The 19,605-nt window shown below is 71.7% G+C and carries 18 protein-coding genes; 4 read left to right on the top strand and 14 right to left on the bottom strand.

What is annotated here, in order from left to right:
• Nucleotides 1-49 precede the first annotated feature (49 nt).
• From ACH4T9_RS24805 to ACH4T9_RS24765, 9 genes are all read right to left on the bottom strand, one after another.
• Nucleotides 50-1,309 carry a nitrate/nitrite transporter gene (locus tag ACH4T9_RS24805; RefSeq protein ID WP_396673736.1) on the bottom strand — a complete coding sequence of 420 codons (1,260 nt, stop codon included), beginning with the start codon at nucleotides 1,307-1,309 and terminating at the stop codon, nucleotides 50-52.
• 165 nt (nucleotides 1,310-1,474) lie between these two features.
• Nucleotides 1,475-2,668, bottom strand: a complete 1,194-nt coding sequence (locus ACH4T9_RS24800) for a molybdopterin molybdotransferase MoeA (RefSeq protein ID WP_396673735.1) — start codon at nucleotides 2,666-2,668, stop codon at nucleotides 1,475-1,477.
• Nucleotides 2,665-2,922, bottom strand: a complete 258-nt coding sequence (locus ACH4T9_RS24795; RefSeq protein WP_396673734.1) for a DUF6457 domain-containing protein — start codon at nucleotides 2,920-2,922, stop codon at nucleotides 2,665-2,667. Before ACH4T9_RS24795 ends, ACH4T9_RS24800 begins: the two co-directional genes overlap by 4 nt.
• A gap of 108 nt (nucleotides 2,923-3,030) precedes the next feature.
• Nucleotides 3,031-3,792: a respiratory nitrate reductase subunit gamma gene (narI, locus tag ACH4T9_RS24790; RefSeq protein WP_396673733.1), complete on the bottom strand. Its 762-nt coding sequence runs from the start codon at nucleotides 3,790-3,792 to the stop codon at nucleotides 3,031-3,033.
• Nucleotides 3,793-3,847: 55 nt separating this feature from the next.
• The gene (gene narJ / locus ACH4T9_RS24785) at nucleotides 3,848-4,468 is read right to left on the bottom strand and encodes a nitrate reductase molybdenum cofactor assembly chaperone (RefSeq protein WP_396673732.1); all 621 of its coding nucleotides are present in this window, start codon (nucleotides 4,466-4,468) and stop codon (nucleotides 3,848-3,850) included.
• On the bottom strand, nucleotides 4,465-6,162 hold the full coding sequence (gene narH / locus ACH4T9_RS24780; RefSeq protein WP_396673731.1) for a nitrate reductase subunit beta: 1,698 nt from the start codon (nucleotides 6,160-6,162) through the stop codon (nucleotides 4,465-4,467). Before narH ends, narJ begins: the two co-directional genes overlap by 4 nt.
• Nucleotides 6,162-9,827 (bottom strand): nitrate reductase subunit alpha, encoded by a 3,666-nt coding sequence (locus ACH4T9_RS24775; RefSeq protein ID WP_396673730.1) that lies wholly within the window; start codon nucleotides 9,825-9,827, stop codon nucleotides 6,162-6,164. Before ACH4T9_RS24775 ends, narH begins: the two co-directional genes overlap by 1 nt.
• 135 nt (nucleotides 9,828-9,962) lie before the next feature.
• Nucleotides 9,963-10,199, bottom strand: coding sequence for a transposase (locus ACH4T9_RS24770; RefSeq protein ID WP_396673790.1), 237 nt, complete (start codon nucleotides 10,197-10,199; stop codon nucleotides 9,963-9,965).
• A gap of 117 nt (nucleotides 10,200-10,316) precedes the next feature.
• Nucleotides 10,317-10,868 (bottom strand): sugar O-acetyltransferase, encoded by a 552-nt coding sequence (locus ACH4T9_RS24765; RefSeq protein WP_396673729.1) that lies wholly within the window; start codon nucleotides 10,866-10,868, stop codon nucleotides 10,317-10,319.
• An 88-nt stretch (nucleotides 10,869-10,956) separates the two neighbouring features.
• Between ACH4T9_RS24765 and ACH4T9_RS24760 the strand changes: the two genes are divergently transcribed.
• Complete coding sequence (locus ACH4T9_RS24760) at nucleotides 10,957-11,886, top strand: LysR family transcriptional regulator (protein WP_396673728.1); 930 nt, start codon at nucleotides 10,957-10,959, stop codon at nucleotides 11,884-11,886.
• A gap of 27 nt (nucleotides 11,887-11,913) precedes the next feature.
• Here the strand turns inward: ACH4T9_RS24760 and ACH4T9_RS24755 are convergent, their stop codons facing one another.
• A complete protein-coding gene (locus tag ACH4T9_RS24755; RefSeq protein ID WP_396673727.1) occupies nucleotides 11,914-12,354 on the bottom strand; it encodes a hemerythrin domain-containing protein in 441 nt (146 codons plus the stop codon).
• Nucleotides 12,355-12,511: 157 nt separating this feature from the next.
• Between ACH4T9_RS24755 and ACH4T9_RS24750 the strand changes: the two genes are divergently transcribed.
• Together ACH4T9_RS24750 and ACH4T9_RS24745 are read left to right on the top strand one after the other, a co-directional pair.
• Nucleotides 12,512-13,267, top strand: coding sequence for a helix-turn-helix transcriptional regulator (locus ACH4T9_RS24750; protein WP_396673789.1), 756 nt, complete (start codon nucleotides 12,512-12,514; stop codon nucleotides 13,265-13,267).
• Complete coding sequence (locus tag ACH4T9_RS24745; RefSeq protein ID WP_396673788.1) at nucleotides 13,222-13,989, top strand: YwiC-like family protein; 768 nt, start codon at nucleotides 13,222-13,224, stop codon at nucleotides 13,987-13,989. Before ACH4T9_RS24750 ends, ACH4T9_RS24745 begins: the two co-directional genes overlap by 46 nt.
• 27 nt (nucleotides 13,990-14,016) lie before the next feature.
• Here the strand turns inward: ACH4T9_RS24745 and ACH4T9_RS24740 are convergent, their stop codons facing one another.
• Nucleotides 14,017-14,865: a hypothetical protein gene (locus ACH4T9_RS24740; RefSeq protein WP_396673726.1), complete on the bottom strand. Its 849-nt coding sequence runs from the start codon at nucleotides 14,863-14,865 to the stop codon at nucleotides 14,017-14,019.
• 108 nt (nucleotides 14,866-14,973) lie between these two features.
• Here ACH4T9_RS24740 and ACH4T9_RS24735 point away from each other — a divergent pair, with 108 nt between their 5' ends.
• On the top strand, nucleotides 14,974-16,845 hold the full coding sequence (locus ACH4T9_RS24735; protein ID WP_396673725.1) for a protein kinase: 1,872 nt from the start codon (nucleotides 14,974-14,976) through the stop codon (nucleotides 16,843-16,845).
• A gap of 21 nt (nucleotides 16,846-16,866) precedes the next feature.
• Here the strand turns inward: ACH4T9_RS24735 and ACH4T9_RS24730 are convergent, their stop codons facing one another.
• From ACH4T9_RS24730 to ACH4T9_RS24720, 3 genes are read right to left on the bottom strand one after another with little or no spacing between them, the layout of a single operon-like run.
• On the bottom strand, nucleotides 16,867-17,478 hold the full coding sequence (locus ACH4T9_RS24730; RefSeq protein WP_396673724.1) for a DUF3618 domain-containing protein: 612 nt from the start codon (nucleotides 17,476-17,478) through the stop codon (nucleotides 16,867-16,869).
• A 22-nt stretch (nucleotides 17,479-17,500) separates the two neighbouring features.
• Nucleotides 17,501-17,908: a phage holin family protein gene (locus ACH4T9_RS24725; protein ID WP_387021973.1), complete on the bottom strand. Its 408-nt coding sequence runs from the start codon at nucleotides 17,906-17,908 to the stop codon at nucleotides 17,501-17,503.
• Complete coding sequence (locus tag ACH4T9_RS24720; protein ID WP_396673723.1) at nucleotides 17,905-18,528, bottom strand: hypothetical protein; 624 nt, start codon at nucleotides 18,526-18,528, stop codon at nucleotides 17,905-17,907. The genes ACH4T9_RS24725 and ACH4T9_RS24720 overlap by 4 nt, the downstream gene beginning before the upstream one ends.
• Between the last annotated feature and the right edge of the window lie 1,077 nt (nucleotides 18,529-19,605).

Here is a 19,605-nt window from a genome sequence, read left to right as displayed (position 1 = left end):
ACGCTGCCGGTGCTGCCCCTCGGTTCCGACACCCACCACGCCGTCCCGGTCAGGCGGCGCGCCTGGCGAGGCCGCCCATCTTCACCGCGGTGAAAACCGCGGCGGCCAGCGCGACATCGGAGAGCAGCATCAGGCCGATGGCGTAGGAGCCCTGCGACCCGTACACCCAGCCCATCACCAGCGGTGGGACGAAGCCGCCGAGGCCGCCGGCGGCACCGACCAGGCCGGTGACCGCACCTACCTGGTCGGCGGGGGCGACCTTGCCGACGAGGGCGAACACCGCGCCGCTGGCCGCGCCCAGCAGCACTGCCATCCCGAGCAGTGCGACGGTCGCGACGGGCATCAGGGCGGGCTTGAAGGCCTGCACCACCGCGAAGGCGGCCACCCCGCCGAAGCACCACACCAGCACCGGCACCGGGTGCAGCCGGTCGGAGAGCCAGCCGCCCACCGGGCGGGCGAGGACGGCGAGGACCACGAACCCGGCGGTGCGCAACGCGCCGTCCCCGGCGCTGAGGCCGTAAGCGGTGCGCAGGTAGGCGGGAAGGTACACGCTGAAGGCCACGAATCCGCCGAACCCGACGGCGTACAGGAAGCACAGTTGCCAGGTGACGGTCAGCCGGCCGACCGTGGAGAGTCGCTGCCAGGCCGACCCCGCGGGCCGGGCCCGGTCAGGGGCCTCGCGCAGCAGCAGGAACGACAGGGCCGCGTACCCGGCCAGGATCGCGGCGACGAGCAGGAACGGCATCCGTTCCCCGTAGGCGCCGGCGAGCCGGACGGTGGTGAAGTTCGCGATCGCGGTGCCGCCCATGCCGATGCCGAACACGCCGATGGCGAAGCCGCGCCGCTTGGGCGGGTACCAGCCGGAGACCAGGGGCACGCCGACGGCGAAGGCAGTGCCGCCGACGCCGAGGAAGAACCCGGTCACGATCAGCGCGGCGTAGGAGGAGACCACGCTCAGGGTCAGCACGGGCACGATCGTCGCTAGCGTGACCAGTGGGAACACCACCCGTGCTCCGTACCGGTCGGTGAGGGCGCCGACGGGGATGCGGCCCAGCGACCCGACCACCACCGGTACGGCCACCAGCAGGGACTGCGCGGCGAAGCTGAGGTCGAGGCGTTCCTTGATACCCGGGCCGAGCGGACCCAGCAGCGCCCACGCCCAGAAGTTGACCAGGAAGCCGAGAGTCGCCAGGGCGAGCTGGAAGGTGGCCCCGGATCTGTCGGGCGTCGACGTGCTCCGGGCGCTGCCGGAGGCGTCGCCCGGTGCGGGGGTGGTGTCCACGGCCTGGCTGTCACGGGCGATGGTCATCGCTGCTCTCCGTCGGATCGTGGTGCCGAGGCGGGTCGGCCTGAGGGCGTTGCGGATTCGGCTCTACCGGTACGAGCCTCGACCCGCCGATCTGGCCCGGGGAGGGCCGGAAGTCCCGCATCGGCGCGATGTCGGCCGGCCAGGTTCTGCCGGCCCGGGCGGGGGTCATGGCAGGGTGAGCAGGCCCACGCCGTCGCCGGGCTGCCACCCGGGGGGCACGACGGCGAAGGCGTCGGCGGTCGCGGCGGCGCCCAGGTAGCCGGGATGGGCGCCCTCGACGAGCCGCAGTTGTCCGTCCCGGCGTTGTACGGGCACGATGCGGGTGTTCCGGTCGTCCGGACGCAGTGGACCGGCCAGCACCGCCGCGTCGAGCTCGGCCAGCGACCGACCGGCGAGAGCCGCGAGCACGGGGTCGACCAGGGTGAGCGCGGCGACCAGCGCGGCGTAGGGGTTGCCCGGCAGCCCGACGATCCATCTCGGCCCGACCTGCGCCAGGACCTGAGGGTGTCCCGGGCGGCACGCCACGCCGTCGACGTGTACCACGGCGCGGAGGCGTCGCAAGGAGGAGTGCAGTCCGTCCGCGGGGCCCACCGACGACGCCCCACAGACGATCGTCACGTCGGCGTCGGCCGTGCTGTCCGCGATCGCCTCGGCGAACCAGTCGGGGTGATCGCCGACCATCCGGGAGTCCAGCAGAACCGCTCCCCAGGCCGGCACGAGCGGGCCGAGCATCGGTCCGATGGCGTCCCGGACCCGGCCCCACCGGGGCAGACCGGTGTGAACCAGCTCGTCGCCGCTGACCACCAGCCGCACCCGGGGCCGGGCGTGGACAGTGAGCACGTCGAGTCCCACGCTGGCGGCCAGCCCCACCGTCGTCGGAGTGACACGCGAGCCGGCCGGCGCGAGTTCCTGTCCCGGCCGGGCGTACTCACCGGCGTGGCGGATGTGCCGACGGTCGCCCGGGGTCGCGCGCACCACGTCACCGGTCCGGTCGGCGGCCTCGTAGGGCACGACGCGGTCCGCGCCGTCCGGCACCGGAGCGCCGGTGGCGACCTCGACAGCGGTGTGCGCGACCAGGGATGCCACGGCGTGGGTACGCCCGGCGAGAACACGGTCGACGACCCGCCACGGACCGTCACCGCGAACCGCGTACCCGTCCATGGCGGAGTTGTCGAAGCCGGGCAGCGGAACCGCCGCCCGTAACGGAGCCGCCAGGGTACGTCCGGTCGCCGCCGCGAGCGGCACCGACTCCGGCGGCAGGGCAGCCGGCAGCGTGTGCGCCAGCATCCGGGCCGCCGTCCACTGCGCGGCCGGTCGCGCGGGACGGTCGTGGCGAGGGCGGTCAGGTGCGATCGTCACGGCGCCTCCCCGGCCGGTGCGTCCCGCGGAACCAGCGCGGCGACCGCGAGGCGGGCGGCGGTGGGGTCGGCGCCGCGGCCGACGGCCACCCCGATGAGGTACGCGGCCAGCGGCGCCGCCGGCCGCTGCACCCCGTGTGCCACCTCTCGAACGATGTCCAGCACGGCGCGGGTGTCTTCGGTCGACGGCGCGTCGAGGTCGAGCGTCGCCGCGGCCCGGGCGAGCCACTCGTCCAGCCGGAGATCCGGGGTCATCGGTTCCTCTCCTTGGTCAGTGTCGTTCGAGCAGCTCGGCCAGGGGGTGGCCGGATGGCCCTCCGGCGGCGGCCCGGGTGCCGCCGAGGTACCGGACCCGTACGGTGTTCACCGGCGCGAGCGGGGCCGGCCGCCGCGGGGGACGGGCGGCTTCGGCGGGCCCTCCCAGCCGGGCCGGGTCGGCCGCAGCCCGGGCCGGTCGTCCCGGCTCCGGTACACCACGTACGGGCGGGTGGCGTAGCCGACCGGTGCGCTGAAGGCGTGGACGAGCCGGGTGAACGGCCAGAACGCGAAGAGGGCGAAGGCCGCCAGGATGTGGATCTGGAAGCCCACCGGGACGCCGGCCATGATCTCCGGGTCGGGGCTGAGGTAGAACAGCGACCGGAACCACGGGGAGACCGTCTCCCGGTAGTCGTAGCCGCCCCCGGCCGCGTTGGCCCGTACGGTGGCCAGCAGCCCCAGCACGATCACCCCGGCGAGTACCACGTACATGGCCTTGTCGTTGCGGGTGGTGGCGGCGAAGACCGGCCCGGTCCGCCGGCGCCGGACGATCAGGATGCTCAGCCCGATCAGGGTGCACAGGCCCGCCACGGTGCCGATGAACACGGCCATCAGGTGGTACATGTGCTCCGTGATGCCCACCGCCTCGGTCCACGCCTTCGGCACCAGCAGACCGCCGATGTGACCGACCAGCACCATCAGCACCCCGAAGTGGAACAGCGGGCTGCCCCACCGCAGGATGGCGCTCTCGTAGAGCTGGGACGAGCGGGTGGTCCAGCCGAACTTGTCGTACCGGTGGCGCCAGATCAGACCCCCGACCAGGACCGCCATGGCCAGGTACGGGTACACCGCCCACAGCAGCATGTTCATCGGTGCCACCCTTCGTTCGCGACTGCCGTGCTCCGCCGTGCTGCGTTCCTCGCGCTCACCGACGGCCTCCTGTCGTGTCGACGAGCCCGAACGGTTCCAGGCCGACCTGCTCCACCGGCGGGCCGGTGCGGGCCAGGCGGGCCGCCGCGGCGAGGTCGCCGGGCTGGGCGGGCGGCAGCATTTCGCAGACCGCGGCCACCGCCTGCCGGTAGACCGACTTCTCCCGCCCCAGCGCCGCGACCAGCAGGTCGAGGCCGACCCGGTTCTCCCGCAGCAACCGCCACCCGCCGTCGTCGACGGCGGCCAGGTCGAGCACCGCGGGCAGGAAGTCGGGCAGCTCGCCATCGACGACGGTCAGCCCGGCCTGCCTGTACGCCGTGGAGAACCCGACCAGCGCCTCCCCGCGGCGGCGGGTGTCACCGCAGGTGTAGTAGGTCAGGTGCAGACAGCAGCGGCGCCGGAAGTCGAACAGCTGCACGTAGGCGGACCGCAGCTCGACGGGCTCGGTCGCCTCCCGGTGGGTCACCACCTCGCGCAGCGGCGCGGCCACCTGGGCCGGCAGGCCGTCGAGCGCGGCGCGCACGGTGGGCAGCGCCGCGAGCACCTCCTCGTCGGGGTAGCGCAGCAGCAGGGACGCCGCGCGGGCGGCCACCGCCCGCCAGGTCGGCTGGCTCACGGGTTACCTCCGTCGACGTGTCCGGATCCGGGGTGACGAGGCGGGAAGAGCCCCTTCGGGCTGCCCTTGCCGTCCCAGTTGAGCAGGTTGACCCGGCGCGGTTCGTCGCCCGGGTCGGTGAAGCCCTCGGCGGTCTGCCGGTCGCGGAGCATGTGGAAGGTCTCCACCTGCACCGGCACCGGCGTGCCGGACGACTCCCCGAAGGGGCCCTGCCCGTACGGTCCGCCGCCGCCCATCCCGGGGCCACCCTCGTAGTCCAGGCTGCACTCGGTGGCGATCTTCTCCAGCCGGTGGGCGTCCTCGGCGTGCGCGGCGGGGATGACGTAGCGCTGCTCGTACTTGGCGATGGCGAGCAGCCGGTACATCTCGTCCACCTCCGCGCCGGTCATGCCGACCGCGGCGGCGATCGACTCGTCGGGCGCCTCACCCAGGTTGATCCGGCGCTGGTACGCGCGCATGGCGGCGAGCCGGTTCAGCACCCCGCGCACCGGTTCCGGGTCGCCGGCGGTGAACAGCTCGGCGAGGTACTCCACCGGGATGCGCAGCGCGTCGATGGCGCCGAACAGGTTGCCGGCCTCCTCCGCGTCGTGGCCGGTGTCCCGCAGCACGTCGGCCACCGGCGACAGCGGCGGGATGTACCAGACCATCGGCATGGTCCGGTACTCCGGGTGCAACGGCAGCGCCACCTCGTACCGCATGATCAGGTCCCAGACCGGGGAGCGTTGCGCCGCCTCGATCCAGTCGTCCGCGATGCCCGCCTCCCGGGCGGCGGCGACCACCTGCGGGTCGTGCGGGTCGAGGAAGACCGAGCGCTGTGCGTCGTACAGGTCGTGCTCGTTCTCGATGGCGGCGGCCTCGGCGACCCGGTCGACGTCGTAGAGCATCAGCCCGAGGTAACGCAGCCGCCCCACGCAGGTCTCGGAGCAGATGGTCGGCTGGCCGATCTCGATGCGCGGGAAGCAGAAGGTGCACTTCTCGGCCTTGCCGGTGCGGTGGTTGAAGTAGATCTTCTTGTACGGGCAGCCGGTGACGCACATCCGCCAGCCCCGGCAGCGGTCCTGGTCGACCAGGACGATGCCGTCCTCGGCCCGCTTGTAGATCGCGCCGGACGGGCAGGAGGCCGCACAGGACGGGTTGAGGCAGTGCTCGCAGATCCGCGGCAGGAAGAACATGAAGGTGTTCTCGAACTCCTGCTTCACCTGGCCGGATATCTTCGCCAGCACCGGGTCGCCGGCGGCGATCTCGTTGCCGCCGGCGAGCGAGTCGTCCCAGTTGGCGCTCCAGGTGATCTTCGTGTCCTCGCCGGTGAGCAGCGACTTCGGGCGGGCCACCGGGGTGTCCTCCCCGGCCGGCGCGTTGATCAGGTGCTCGTAGTCGTACGTCCACGGCTCGTAGTAGTCCTGCATGGACGGCAGCTTCGGGTTGGCGAAGATGCTGAACATCTTCTTCACCCGACCGCCGGATCGCGGCTTGAGCTTGCCGGAGCGGGTCCGTACCCAGCCGCCCTGCCAGCGCTCCTGGTCCTCGTACGTGCGTGGGTAGCCCTGTCCGGGGCGGGTCTCCACGTTGTTGAACCAGACGTACTCGACTCCCGACCGGTTGGTCCACGCCTGCTTGCAGGTCACCGAGCAGGTGTGACACCCGATGCACTTGTCGAGGTTCATCACCATCGCCATCTGCGCCATCACCCGCATCAGTACTGCACCTCCTGGGAGCGGCGGCGGATCACGGTGACCTCGTCGCGTTGGTTGCCGGTGGGGCCGAGGTAGTTGAAGGCGAACGACAGCTGCGCGTACCCGCCGATCAGGTGGGTGGGCTTGACCAGCAGCCGGGTCAGCGAGTTGTGGATGCCGCCACGGCGGCCGTTGGTCTCCGACTTCGGCACGTCGATCACCCGCTCCTGGGCGTGGTACATGTAGACCGTGCCCTCGGGCATCTTGTGGCTGACCACGGCCCGGCAGACCACGACGCCGTTACGGTTGACCGCCTCGATCCACTCGTTGTCCCGTACGCCGATCTTCTCCGCGTCCGCCTCGCTCATCCACATCGTCGGGCCGCCCCGGGAGAGGGTCAGCATGATCAGGTTGTCCTGGTACTCGGAGTGGATGGACCACTTCGAGTGCGGGGTGAGGTACCGGACGGTGATCTCCAGCTCCCCGTTGCGGCCGAGTCTCGGCTCGCCGAAGAGCTTGTGCATGTCCAGTGGCGGCCGGAAGATCGGCAGCCCCTCGCCGGCCTCGTGCATCCAGTCGTGGTCGAGGAAGAAGTGCTGCCGGCCGGTGAGCGTGTGCCAGGGCTTGAGCCGCTCGGTGTTGATGGTGAACGGGGAGTAGCGCCGGCCGCCGTGCTCGCTGCCCGACCACTCCGGGCTGGTGATCACCGGCACCGGGCGGGCCTGGGTGTCGGCGAAGGTGATCTTCTTTCCCTCGTGCTCGGCGGCCAGGTCGGCCAGGCGTACCCCGGTGCGCTTCTCCACGTCCTGAAAGCCGACGGTGGCCACCCGGCCGTTGGTGGTGCCGGACAGCGCCAGGATCGCCTCGCAGGCGTGCACGTCCTTGGCCAGCGACGGCCGCCCGTCGGCGACGCCGCCGTGCACCTCGCCGTTCTTGCGGCGCAGGTACTCCACCTCCGGGCGGACGTCGACCGAGAAGCCCTTCACGGTGGTGCCGAGGGTGTCCATCAGTGGCCCGAGCGCGGCCATCTTGTCGGCGATCGCGCCGTAGTCCCGCTCGACCACGATGAGCTTCGACATGGTCCGGCCCGGCACCGGGGTCTCGCCGGTGGCCGCCCAGTCGCGGACCCGGCCGTGCGGGGTCGCCATGGCGTCCGGGGTGTCGTGCAGCAGCGGCGCCGCGACCAGATCTTTGCGTACGCCCAGGCGGGTGGCCGCCATCGACGAGAACGCCTTCGCGATGCCGTGGAAGGCGTCGAAGTCCGTCCGGGTCTGCCACGGCGGGTTGATCGCCGGGGTGAAGGCGTGCACGAACGGGTGCATGTCCGTGCTGCTCAGGTCGTGCTTCTCGTACCAGGTGGCGGCCGGCAGCACGATGTCGGAGAAGAGCGTCGTGGAGGTCGTCCGGAAGTCCAGCGACAGCAGCAGGTCGAGCTTGCCCTCCGGCGCCTCCTCCCGCCAGGTCACGTCCTTCGGCCGCAGCTCCTCCGGCGCCTCCTCGGCGCGCAGGTTCGCGTCGGTGCCGAGCAGGTGGCGCAGGAAGTACTCGTTGCCCTTCGCCGACGAGCCGAGCAGGTTGGCCCGCCACACCGTCAGCACCCGCGGCCAGTTCTCCGGCGCGTCCGGGTCGGTGCAGGCGAACTTCACGTCTCCCTGACCGAGCCGCTCCGCCACCCAGCCCGCCGGGTCGTCCGGCCGGGCCGCGAGGGCCTCGTCGGCCAGGTCGAGCGGGCTGCGGTCGAAGGTCGGCATCGACGGCATCCAACCGGCGCGCGCCGACTGCGCCAGCAGGTCCATGGTGTGCTTGCCGGCGAACGCACCGGTGCCGGTGGGGGAGGAGACCACGTCGGCGGAGTACGTGTCGTAGCGCCACTGGCCGGTGTGCACGTACCAGAAGGCGGTGCCGATCATCTGCCGGGGCGGGCGCACCCAGTCCAGGCCGGAGGCGAGCTGCGTCCACCCGGTCGCCGGGCGGCACTTCTCCTGCCCGACGTAGTGCGCCCAGCCGCCGCCGTTGACGCCCTGGCACCCGGTGAGGGTCACCAGCGCCAGGATCGCCCGGTAGGTGGCGTCGGAGTGGAACCAGTGGTTGGTGCCGGCGCCGAGCAGGATCATCGACCGGCCGCCGGAGCGTTCCGCGTTGTCGGCGAACTCCCGCGCCACCCGGGCCACCTGCGCCGCCGGCACCCCGGTGATCGGCTCCTGCCACGCCGGCGTGTACGGCACCTCGCCGTCGTCGTACCCGGCCGGCCACTGGCCGGGCAGGCCGTCGCGGCCGACCCCGTACTGGGCCAGCAGCAGGTCGAAGACGCTCGTCACCAGTTGACCCTCAACCGTCCGGGTCGGCACGCCGCGACGCAGCACCTGCGGGGTGTCGGTGTCGAACCGGGGCAGCTCCACCTCCACCGCGTCGCCCGTCCCGAGGCAGGTCAGCGCCGGCTCCAGGTCGCCCAGGTCCAGGTTCCACTCACCCTGCTTCTCGCCCCAGCGGTGGCCGAGGCTGCCCCGGGGCACGGCGGGCGCGTCGGTGGCGGAGTCCCAGAGCACCGTCTTGAAGGCCGCCTCCTTCCCGGTTTCGCCCAGGTCCTCGGCGGTGAGGAACTTGCCCGGCCGGTACGCCCCGTCGGCGCCCGCCTCCAGGGTCACCAGGAACGGCAGGTCGGTGAAGCGGCGTACGTAGTCGACGAACCTGGGGGTGCGCCGTTCGACGAAGAACTCCTTGAGGACGACGTGTCCCATCGCCATCGCCAGGGCCCCGTCGGTGCCCGGCTGGGCGGGCATCCACTCGTCGGCGAACTTCACGTTGTCGGCGAAGTCCGGGCTGACCACCACGACCTTCTGGCCCCGGTAGCGGGCCTCGGCCATCCAGTGCGCGTCGGGGGTGCGGGTCACCGGGACGTTGGAGCCCCACATGACGAGGTAGGAGGCGTCCCACCAGTCCCCGGACTCGGGCACGTCGGTCTGGTCTCCGAAGACCTGCGGGGAAGCCACCGGCAGGTCGGCGTACCAGTCGTAGAACGACAGCATCGAGCCGCCGAGCAGCGACATGAAACGGGCGCCCACGGCGTGCGACACCATCGACATCGCCGGGATCGGCGAGAAGCCGGCGACCCGGTCCGGGCCGTACTCGGCGATCGCGTGCACGTGCGCGGCGGCGATCATCTCCTGCGCCTCGTCCCAGGAGATCCGCACCAGGCCGCCCTTGCCGCGCGCCCTCTGGTACCGGCGGCGGCGCTCCGGGTCGGCCTGGATCTCCGCCCAGGCGGCCACCGGGTCACCGAGGCGACTTCTGGCCTCCCGGTACATCTCCAAAAGCACGCCCCGGGCGTACGGGTAGCGCACCCGGGTGGGTGAGTAGGTGTACCAGGAGAAGGCAGCCCCGCGGGGGCAGCCGCGCGGCTCGTACTCCGGCCGGTCCGGTCCGACGCTCGGGTAGTCGGTCTGCTGCTGCTCCCAGGTGATGATGCCGTCCTTGACGTACACCTTCCAGGAGCACGAGCCGGTGCAGTTCACCCCGTGCGTGGAGCGGACCACCTTGTCGTAGGACCAGCGGTCCCGGTAGAAGGCATCCGCCTCCCGGCCGCCGATCTGGTGCAGCGTCCGGCCGTCGGCGGAGACCTCGGCCCGGCGCACCAGGCCCCCCACCGCGAGCAGCGCCCGCCCCGCACTATCGGTCGCTCGCGACATACGTCCCATTCCTTCGCTAGACAGCCGTAACGCCCCGCATTTCCTGCAGCCGCGCCGGAGCGCAACTCGCGAGCGGGGCGTCCCGGTCATCGTGCCGACGCGTTACTTCGCGCAACCAGGCCGAAGGTCCCGAGATCATCCGGCGCTGTGTCCGGTCGCCGCCGTGGAGGCCAGCAAAACGGCCAGCACGCGGTCCCAGGTCCCGTCCCCCGCCCACCGGCGGTGGCGCGCCCACACCGTCTTCCAGGACCCGAACCTGCCGGGCAGGTCTCGCCAGGGGATCCCGGTGCGGTACCGGTTAACGATCGCTGCCACGATCCGACGGTGGTCGGCCCAGGGCCTGCCCCTACGTCCGATGTCGCTGGGCAGCAGAGCAAGGATGCGGTCACTGCTCGTCGGTGAGGCGGCCGTGACGGGACATCGGGAACAGGACGCCCGTCCAGGCGAGCGCGCCGGCAGGAACTGCCTGCCGGCGCTCGCCCGGACGGGTCAGTCGATCGCCTTGACCACCCGCGCGGGCACTCCCGCGACCAGCATGCGGGCAGGCACATCACGGGTGACGACAGCGCCGGCTGCGACCACCGAGCCCGCACCGATGGTCACGCCCTGGGTGACCACGGCGGCCGCGCCGATCCAGACGTCGTCCTCGATCACGATCGGGGCGCTGGTGACGTACTCGCGCCGCTCGGCCAGGGGCAGCGGGTGCCCTCCGGTGAGGAGGCTGACCTTCGGGGCGATCATGACGTTGTCGCCGATGCGGATGCCGCCGTGGTCCATGAACGTGCAGCCCTGGTTGACGAAGACGTTCTTCCCGAACCGCGTGTTCATGCCGTGCTCGGTGAAGAACGGCGGGTAGATCGTCACCGACTCCGGCAGCGGACCACCGAACACAACCGCCAGTAGTTCCGCACGCGCCTCGGTATCGCTGAACGGCAGCACGTTCAGCCGCGAGGTCGCGTCGGTCACCTGTGCGATTCGCTCCGCATAGCGCGCGAACTCGGGCGTCTGGACATACATGGCCTGGTCTGTGGTGGTGGGCATGCGCTGATCCCAGCACCTCGGCGAGGCGCGATCAAACAACCCCGGATGCGCCCAGACACAACCACTGGTTGTGGCCGTAGAGTGGGGTGTGGATGTCGAAGCGCTGCGCACGTTCGTGGCCGTGGCCGGGGCCGGCCAGTTTCAGGCCGCGGCAGACGAGCTCGGGATCAGCCAGCAGGCGGTCTCCAAGCGGGTCGCGGCCCTGGAGAAGTACCTGGGGGTCGCGCTGCTGGTACGCACCTCCCGCGGCTCCCGGCTGAGCCTGGACGGGCAGGTCTTCCTGCCGCACGCCAAGAAGGTCCTGACCGTCGCCGAGCAGGCCGAGCAGGCCGTGCGCCCCGGGGTACGCCCGCTGCGCGTGGACGTCCTCAACCGGCGCATCGCTCCGGCCCAGGCCGTCTACCGCTTCTACCGATCCCGTCCGGAGGCCAGCCTGGACGCGGTCGTGCTGGCCGAGGAGAACGCCGTCCAGGCCGCCCGGGCCGTGCTCGAAGGAACCATCGACGCCTCGTTCCGCGCCCTGCCGGCGGACCAGGTCCCGGCCGGGATCAGCGCCGAACGACTCCTGGACTCGCCCCTGGAGCTCCTGGTCGGGCCCAGTCATCCGCTGGCCAGCGCGACCTGGGTCAGGCCCACCGACCTGGCCGGACACCGCATCTGGATCCCCGGAATCAGGCCGGGCACCGAGTGGGCGCAATTCTACCGGTCGCTGTCGCAGGCCTTCGGCCTGAGCATCGACGCGCTCGGCCCCAACTTCGGCGACGAGGCCCTGATGGACGCCCTGGCGGACTCGGCCTCGCTGGCAACCCTGGTCGGCAGCGAGGACCGCTACCTGTGGCCCCAGAGCTACTACCTGCGCCGCATCCCGCTGCGCAAACCGACCCCGCTCTACCCGCACATGCTGCTCACGCGCACCGGGGACCAGCACCCCGTGCTGACCGCGTTGCGAGACCACCTGCGAGCCTCAAGACCGCGGACCACCGATGAGGTGTGGGTCCCGGACTGGGTGGCCCACTGACCGGCCCCCCGATTCAGCAGGCATGTCCTAGCGGGCCCGGTCGGCCGTCGGGGTGATCCGGTCCCAGGCCGAGATCGGCAGCGTGATCACCGCGGCCGGGAAGAGCCCGTGCTCCTCGTTGTCGATGTGCCGGTGCAGCCGGTCGAGGGCGGCCAGCACCGCCGGCCAGTCCGGCGCGGTCCGGTCGACGCCGCCGAGCACGCCGTGGATGTCGTCGTGCTCGGCGCAGAGCTTCGCCACGGCCTCGGCCAGGCTGCCCTCGGCCCGCAGCTCCGCGAAGAGACCGTCCTCCTCGGTGGTGGTGTGCGGCAGCAGGAGGGCGACCAGCGCGTCCAGCGCCGGCAGGGCGTCGTCACCGCCGGCCCGGACCGCGACGCGGAGCCGACCCGCGGCGTTCGCGATCGCCTCGTGCTCGGCGGAGAGCTGGCCGACCAGCGGAAACTCCCGGCAGCCGCAGTAGTTGCACACGATCGTTCACCCCCTGACGGATGCCATCGTGCGTACGGCGTCGGCGTCGCCGGTAGGGCCGAACGGCCCGGTCCGCCGGGACGGCGGGCCCTGCCCCGACCGTCCGGCGCCGAACAGACTGCTTCAGACCGTGACCCCCGTAGAGCGCGAGGCGGACATGGAACCCTCCAGGGTTTTGGGGCTGAACGACGTTGTAACGTCATTCAACGTGGAAACCCCGAGAACGGGGCCGACCGGCGAGACGATCGACCCCCACCGACACCGGGCCCTCGGCACCCCCAGCCGGGCCTCGATCCTGGAGATGGTGCGCGCCGCCGACACCGGCATGACGATCGCCGAGGTGGGGGAGCGGACCGGCCTGCACCCCTCCACGGCCCGCGCCCACCTCGACCGCCTGGTCGACGCCGGACTGCTGGTCAAGGCGCGGGCCAGCGGCGGCCAACCCGGACGGCCGGCGTGGCGCTACCGGGTGGCCATCGCCGAGGCCCCGGCGCCCGCGCCGTACCGGACGCTCACCGCCGCCCTGCTCGACTACCTGTCCCGCCGCGGTCGCAGCGACGTCCGGGCCGAGGCCACCCGCGCCGGCCACGACTGGGGGCGCCACCTCGCCGCCGCCACCGCCCCCGGCGGCGACCCGGTCGACACCCTGCTCGACGTCCTGCGCGGGCTGGGCTTCAGCCCCCGCCTGCACGAGACGGCCGACGGGACGACCGAGATCCACCTGCACACCTGCCCCTTCCTGGAACTGGTGAAGCGCAACCCCGACGCGATCTGCGCACTGCACGTCGGCGTCGTCCGCGGCACGCTCGAACACGCCGGCGCCCCACCGGCCGGCGCCGTGCTCGAGCCGTTCGGCGCCCCCGACGCCTGCGTGGTGCGGCTGGCCCTGCCGCAACTCCGGAGAGACCGGTGACCAGCCGTCGCCGGATCCGCCGCTTCCTGCCGCCGCAGCACGGCGCATGGGCGATGCTTCTGCTGCCGTACGCCGTCGGTGTCGTGCTGGTCGGCCCGCACTGGCCGCAGGTGCCGCTGCTCGGCGCCTGGCTGGCCGGCTACCTGCTTTCCTACTACGCCTTCCAGGCGATCAAGAGCCGTCGACCGCGCCGCTTCGCCGACCAGTTGCTGGCCTACGGCCTGGTGACGACGCCGCTCGCGCTGATCGTGCTGTTCGCTCGGCCGACGGTGCTCTGGTACGCCCCCGTCTACGCCGTGCTGCTGACGGTCAACGCCGGGTACGCCTGGCGGCGGCGGGAGCGCGCCCTGCTCAACGACCTCGCCTCCGTGGCGCAGAGCTGTCTGCTGGTCTTCGTGCTCGCCACCCTGTCCGGGGTGCCGCTCGCCGAGGTCGTCCCCGCGTTCCTGGCCGTGATGCTGTACCTGGTCGGCACCGTCCTGTACGTCAAGACCATGATCCGGGAACGTGGGGATGCCGGCTATCTCCGCCTCTCCATCGGCTTCCACGTGGTCGCCCTGATCGTGGCGGCCTGGCTCGACGTGCTGCTCGCACCGGTCTTCGTGCTGCTCCTGGCCCGGGCCGGGATCCTGCCGGCGCGGCGGCTGCCGCCGGTGCGGGTAGGGGTGATCGAGACCGTCTGCTGCCTGCTCGTGCTTGCCTCGGTGCTGGTCGCGCTCTAGGAACAGAATGATCTAGGGACGGGCAGGTCAACCCTGCGGCGTCCGTTCCGGGGCACCGGTGCCCGGGATCAGCACGGCGGTGCTCCAGTCGCCGAGGAACGCGCTGGCATCCAGGTCCAGGGCGATGTCCTGGTCGCCGCCGAAGCTGATGCCACCCAGCCTGCTGACCTCGATGTACCAGGGCGACAGGCCATCGCGTATTCCGTCGGGGGACATGCCGGTGCCGCCCAGGTGCTCGACGTGGAAGACGTCGTACACGTCCGGTACGTCGACGTAGACGTCGTTGTCGGACGGGAAGGCCACCGGCGGCACGCCCGCATTGGGATCGTCACGGGGAACCAGCCACAGGGGACCGTACTGGCCGTGCCGTGCCCTCCATGAGGCGTTGTCCACCTCGCCGTCGGCGAGAGAAGGAGCCGCAGCGGGGCGAGTTGCTCGTGGTCCGTTGAACTCCGCCTCGGTCAGCCACACCATGGCCAGCAGCGACGCCACCCCGTCGTCGGCGATCTGGAGCCAAGGGTGAGCCTGGGCCTGGGCAAGCTCGGCCCAGAACGGGTGCTCAGGCTGCGCGACATCGGCGGATTGTCCGGCGACAACCGCCGCGACCTCCGGCAGCGGGTCCTTGAAGTAGAGCTCGTCCTGCCATTGGAACACCGCGACGGCCACCAGGTCGGGTCCGCGCCGCCGGTACGACTCGGGCAGCCGTAGCGTGAAGCAGTGCAGCATCGGTTGACCGGTACGGGGGGAGCGGGGCCAGGTCCGAACATCGATGCTGGGCCCGGCGTGGTCGGCCCACCCCGCCGGTAGCCTGGGCCGGTCTCCGGCCATGTCGGTGACGTTGTCGGCGGTCCAGATGTCGAATGCCTCGATGGCCATGGGCCGGACAGTACCCCGGCAGGGGTTTCGACCCGGAACCACCATGATTCAGACGGACGTCGGCCTTTCAACCTCTGTAGCATCGCTGCGACGACGAAGGGGCGCCGAGTGAACGACATCATCCCGACCCTGCCCGATCTGGGGCTGGAGTTCCTCCCCCTCGACCCGGGCGATCCCGGTACGGTGGGCGACATTCGGCTGCTCGGCCGGATCGGCGAAGGCGGCATGGGCCGTGTCTACCTTGGAGTGACCCAGGCCGGCCGGGCTATGGCGGTGAAGGTCGTCAAGGACCCCTACTCGGCCGACCCCTCCTTCCGCGCCCGCTTCGCGCGCGAGGCCGCGATCGCCAAGCGGGTCGGCGGCGTCTTCACCGCCCCCGTGCTCAGCCACGACTCCGAGGCCGTCCGCCCGTGGCTGGCGACCGCCTTCGTGCCGGGCCCCAATCTCTCCGTCGCCGTCGCGCGCCACGGAACCCTGCCGCTGCACGGCGTGTGGCGACTCGCCGCCGGGGTGGCCGAGGCCCTCAAAGCCATCCACGCAGCCGGCATCACCCACCGCGACCTCAAGCCCGGCAACGTGCTGCTCGCCGCCGACGGACCCCGCGTCATCGACTTCGGCATCTCCCGGGCCGACGGCGAGCTCGACCTCACCCAGACCGGCGTCCGGATGGGCACCCCGTCCTACATGTCACCGGAGCAACTGCGCGGGGAGCGTTCCACCCCTGCCACGGACGTCTTCGCCCTCGGCTCTGTCGTCGCCTTCGCCGCCACCGGGAGGGCTCCTTTCCGCGCCGGCAGCGACGCGGAGCTCGTCTACCGCGTCACGCAGGGCGAACCCACTCTTGACGGCATCACGGATCCGGGGCTGCGGGAGCTGATCAGCCGGTGCCTGGCCAAGGAGCCGCATCTGCGCCCCACGCCGCAGGACGTCATCGCCGCCTACGTCGACCGCAGCGCGGCAGCCGCCGGGCAGGACTGGTTGCCGGAAGGCCTTGAGGAAACCCTCACCCAGGCGGGCATCGCCTCGACCATCCCTATTGGATCGCCCGGCGTCACACTGGCTTCGACCGCCGTGCTGACCGCCACCGCGTCGACCGGTCCGGACCGGCCTACCGTCACTGATGCACGAGATACCGTGCCCGAGGTCGCTGATGCACGGGATTCCGCTCCCGAGGACGCCGGCGCGAAGTTGACCAAGCTCCCGGATCTGACGACCTATGCCATGTCGCCGACCGACACCCGGCGCCGGAGATGGCGTCGACCGGTCATCGCCGGGGTGATCGGCGTGCTTGTGGTGATACTGGCCGGGGCCTATCTCGCCGATGGCAGCGCGACACCCCGTGAGCCCTCGGCCGGTAGCTCCCCGACCGAGGCTGCCGCCGTGGCCGCCCCCGCCCCGCCTGCCACCGGGGCCTCCCGCCCTTCCAGTGTTCCCCGCGCCACCGGTACGACCGGCGCATCCGATGGCGGCCCTGCCGCGGCTACCAGCCTTCCGGTCGGTCCGACGCCGGCCAAGGCCGATCCGGGCATTCCGGCACCGACCAAGGCCCATCCGGGCGCCGGGGTGCCGAGCAAGGCCGACCCGGGCACCCCGGGGTTGCCCTCGGGTCCGTTCAGCACCGACAACATGGTGATCGTGAGCTCCGACGGCACCGTGCTCAGCACCACCGGCACGAACGACGGCTCGAAGGTGGTGACCACCGCCTGGCGGAACGTTCCCGGCCAGAGGTGGAAACTCGCCGGCAAGATCATGGTCGTGAGATCCTCTCCGTCCAAGCAGCACACCATCGGCTACGACGGGCTCGGCGTGCTGTCGCCGGCCAGCAGCGGAAATGTCTTCGGGTGGGTCTACGACTCGGCGAAACGTCAGCTCCACAACGGGAACTCGAGCGGGTGCCTGACCTCCCACGGCCCCGGCCGGCAGGTCACCTACGGCATGTGCGACGGCAGCGAGAACCAGCGTTGGCGAATAGTCTCGTGATCGCTGCACCCCGCGATGCGCTCACAGGCGGTTCTTGCTGTTGCGGGCTTCCTCGCCCACGTGTCGGGCGGCCTGGGTGCCCTGGTCGCGGACTTCGGCCGCGCCCCGCGTCGCGGTGCTCTTGATGGCTTCGGTGGCCTGGTGCGCGGGTTCGCGCAGGTTGTCCTGTGCCTGGTGGGCGATGTCCGCAGCCTGTTGCTTGACCGGGCCGGAGTGTGCCTGAGCCTGCTGCTTGAGGCGCCCGGCGACCTTCTGTTCGGGGTTGCTGGGCGGGATCAGGGACGAGGCGAGCAGCCCTACTCCGAAGGCGATCAGGCCGGCGGCGAGAGGGTTGCCCTGGGCCTGCTGCCTGGACGCCTCGGGTAGGGCTCGGGCGTGTTGCCCGGCGGAGGACAGGGCATCGGCGGTCTGGTGGGCCGCTGTCGCGGCGTGCTGGCTTCCCGCTTCGCGGGCGTGCTGCGTGCTGCCCATGACCTTGTCGACGGCGCGGGTGAGTCGCCCGCGGGCCTGGTTGATCGGTGCCGTCATCGCCCGTTTCGGATTGGCCTTGTGGGTGAGGGCGTCGACGTTGGCGCTCAGGTCGGTTCTGGTGGCCTCGATCTCGGCACGAATCTGGTCGGGATCGCTGGTCATGCCGGTTCACCTCTTTCCGTTCCTAGCGGCCCCGCAGGGCGTCGGGTATCTCCTGTGCGGTCTGCTTCGTACGCGGTAGGGCGCGGATCGCGCTGAGTTGCTTGCGTGCCCGGACGGCCAGTACGCCGCCGACGACGGCCCACAGCACGGCGACGATCAGTGCCGCCCAGCCTTGGTCCATGACGTTGGACAGCCCCCACCACAGCGCGTTGGACAGGAACAGGAGGGTCAGCAGCGCCGCGATCACGGCGGCGACGACCATCGCGGCGACGGTGCCAGCGGTACGGGCTTCCTGCCGAAGCTCGGCCTTGGCCAGCTGGACCTCCTGCCGTAGCAGGGTGGACAGGTCACGGCTGGCGTCGGCGAGGAGCTGGCCGATGGACTGCTGCGCCTTGTCGTTGCCGTCGCCCCGGGGCGGTGGCGTGGTCACGGCCCCACCTCACTGCCCGTCGGCCCGTGCCGCACCGGAGCCCGCGCGCTGGCGGAAGGCGGGACGTGCAGCGCGCCGCCGGGATGCTCCTCGGGCTGTCCGGACGGTTGGGCGGTCGAGCCGTCCTGACCGCTGGAGAGGGCGCGGCCCAGGCGGCCGGCGAGTAGTCCGGCGATACCGGCAGCGGCGAGGAAGGTGCCCGGGTGGCGGCGGCCGTAGTCGCGGATCTCGTCGAGCAGATCGCCGGGTTCGCGGTTGTCCAGCCAGCCCGCCGCCTGCTGGGCGGCGTCGGCGCCCCGGCGGACCAGATCGGCGGCGACGCCCTCCTGGTGACCGTCGTCGGCCATCGACCGCAGCTGGGTGCCGAGGGTACGCAGACCGTCGGCGGCCCGTCGCTGTTGCTGTTCTGCCTGTTGCCGGGCCTGGGAGGTGGCCTCCTCAACGAGGTTGCGCGCCTGTCGGCGGGTCTCGGCGGCCACCTCCCTGCCCTGTTCCACGGCCTGGTGCGACACCTGGCCGGCGGCCTGCGTTGCATCGCGGCCGACGCCGACGGCGGCATCCCGGGCCTGCCCGGTCTTGCCGTCCGGCCCGTCTGGCCGATCTTGCAATCCCCTCGTCATCCGGTCTCCCCTCGTCGGTCAGGCCCGTGAAGTCGGTACGCGCGGTTACCCACGCCAACCGGCTTCATGCCTCGCTTGTCTCGTCCCGGCATCGTTCTGGCGCGGTCAGCCGAATCTCGTCCGACCGGATCGACGGTTGGACCAGACCGAAGGTGCGGGCGCCGGAGCGAGCCGGCAGGGTCGGTCATCTCCGTCCGCGCCATCGTCAACCCGTCGCGCACCGGACGGGTGATCTGTTGCGTGGCGCGCCGCAGGCGAGGGCACCGAGATGACGGCCAACGCGCGACGCCCCTGAACCGATGGGTCAGCCGTGCTTGGCCCTCGACATGCTGACCTAGCCATGCACAGGGGCGTCGAGGCGGGCGCTCACGGGCGGGACAGCGGTCTCGCCCAGCGGCCCTGCGACGTCGTTCCCGCTGAGGGAACCGTGGACAACCTCCCCAGGCATGCCGGTGTCGTGCCGGCGGCGGCGCAGGGTCAGCATGCTCGCAGCTCCGGTCACCGCACCAGCCGCGAAGGCAAGGACGAGTGCTTGCTGAGCGGCGGACTTTGTCTTGCGTGCCATGACTACCCCCTCAATCAACCTGAGCGCACAGTCTTGATTGTCGGACTCGGCGGCCCGAACCATGCACCTAATCGGCGGACCTGTATGGACGCGACAGAAGCTGCAAGTCCTGTCGGGTGATGAGTTCGGGGTGTCAGGGAGCCGGGCCTGGTTCGACCGCTGGCCCCTGCCCTGAGTCGTGGGTGAGTCGCATGCTCGGACTGCTGGGAAGTGGTTTCGGCGACTGCTGGACCGCCTCGGGTTGGGTCGGGCCGGCGCGGTTCGGTCAACTGCCGCCGCCCCGGCCACCGACCTCCCCTGCGTGACCTGGGTCACCATTTCACCTCGCCGCGGATCGTCGTCCGGCCGTCCGGGCTGTACCCGAACCAGCCGGACCTGCGACTCCCGCAGGTCCGGTCCTTGTCGTCCCGCCGGCCCGACCCCGGTACGCCCGCCGCCGCCCGGCCGACGGGCCCCTGTCGTGTCGGTCACTACTGTTAGCGTGCCCTGCGTCGTCGATCGCGGCCGATTCC

Source organism: Micromonospora sp. NPDC020750 (assembly GCF_044334565.1).
GTDB lineage: Bacteria > Actinomycetota > Actinomycetes > Mycobacteriales > Micromonosporaceae > Micromonospora.
This window is presented reverse-complemented; position numbering and strand designations above follow the sequence as displayed.

What these genes read in the sequence shown, in the direction of transcription:
- ACH4T9_RS24805 (WP_396673736.1), bottom strand. Translation starts at nt 1,309, where the DNA reads ATGACCATCGCCCGTGACAGCCAGGCCGTGGACACCACCCCCGCACCG.
- ACH4T9_RS24795 (WP_396673734.1), bottom strand. Translation starts at nt 2,922, where the DNA reads ATGACCCCGGATCTCCGGCTGGACGAGTGGCTCGCCCGGGCCGCGGCG.
- narI (WP_396673733.1), bottom strand. Translation starts at nt 3,792, where the DNA reads ATGAACATGCTGCTGTGGGCGGTGTACCCGTACCTGGCCATGGCGGTC.
- narH (WP_396673731.1), bottom strand. Translation starts at nt 6,162, where the DNA reads ATGCGGGTGATGGCGCAGATGGCGATGGTGATGAACCTCGACAAGTGC.
- ACH4T9_RS24775 (WP_396673730.1), bottom strand. Translation starts at nt 9,827, where the DNA reads ATGTCGCGAGCGACCGATAGTGCGGGGCGGGCGCTGCTCGCGGTGGGG.
- ACH4T9_RS24765 (WP_396673729.1), bottom strand. Translation starts at nt 10,868, where the DNA reads ATGCCCACCACCACAGACCAGGCCATGTATGTCCAGACGCCCGAGTTC.
- ACH4T9_RS24750 (WP_396673789.1), top strand. Translation starts at nt 12,512, where the DNA reads ATGGAACCCTCCAGGGTTTTGGGGCTGAACGACGTTGTAACGTCATTC.
- ACH4T9_RS24740 (WP_396673726.1), bottom strand. Translation starts at nt 14,865, where the DNA reads ATGGCCATCGAGGCATTCGACATCTGGACCGCCGACAACGTCACCGAC.
- ACH4T9_RS24730 (WP_396673724.1), bottom strand. Translation starts at nt 17,478, where the DNA reads ATGACCAGCGATCCCGACCAGATTCGTGCCGAGATCGAGGCCACCAGA.
- ACH4T9_RS24720 (WP_396673723.1), bottom strand. Translation starts at nt 18,528, where the DNA reads ATGACGAGGGGATTGCAAGATCGGCCAGACGGGCCGGACGGCAAGACC.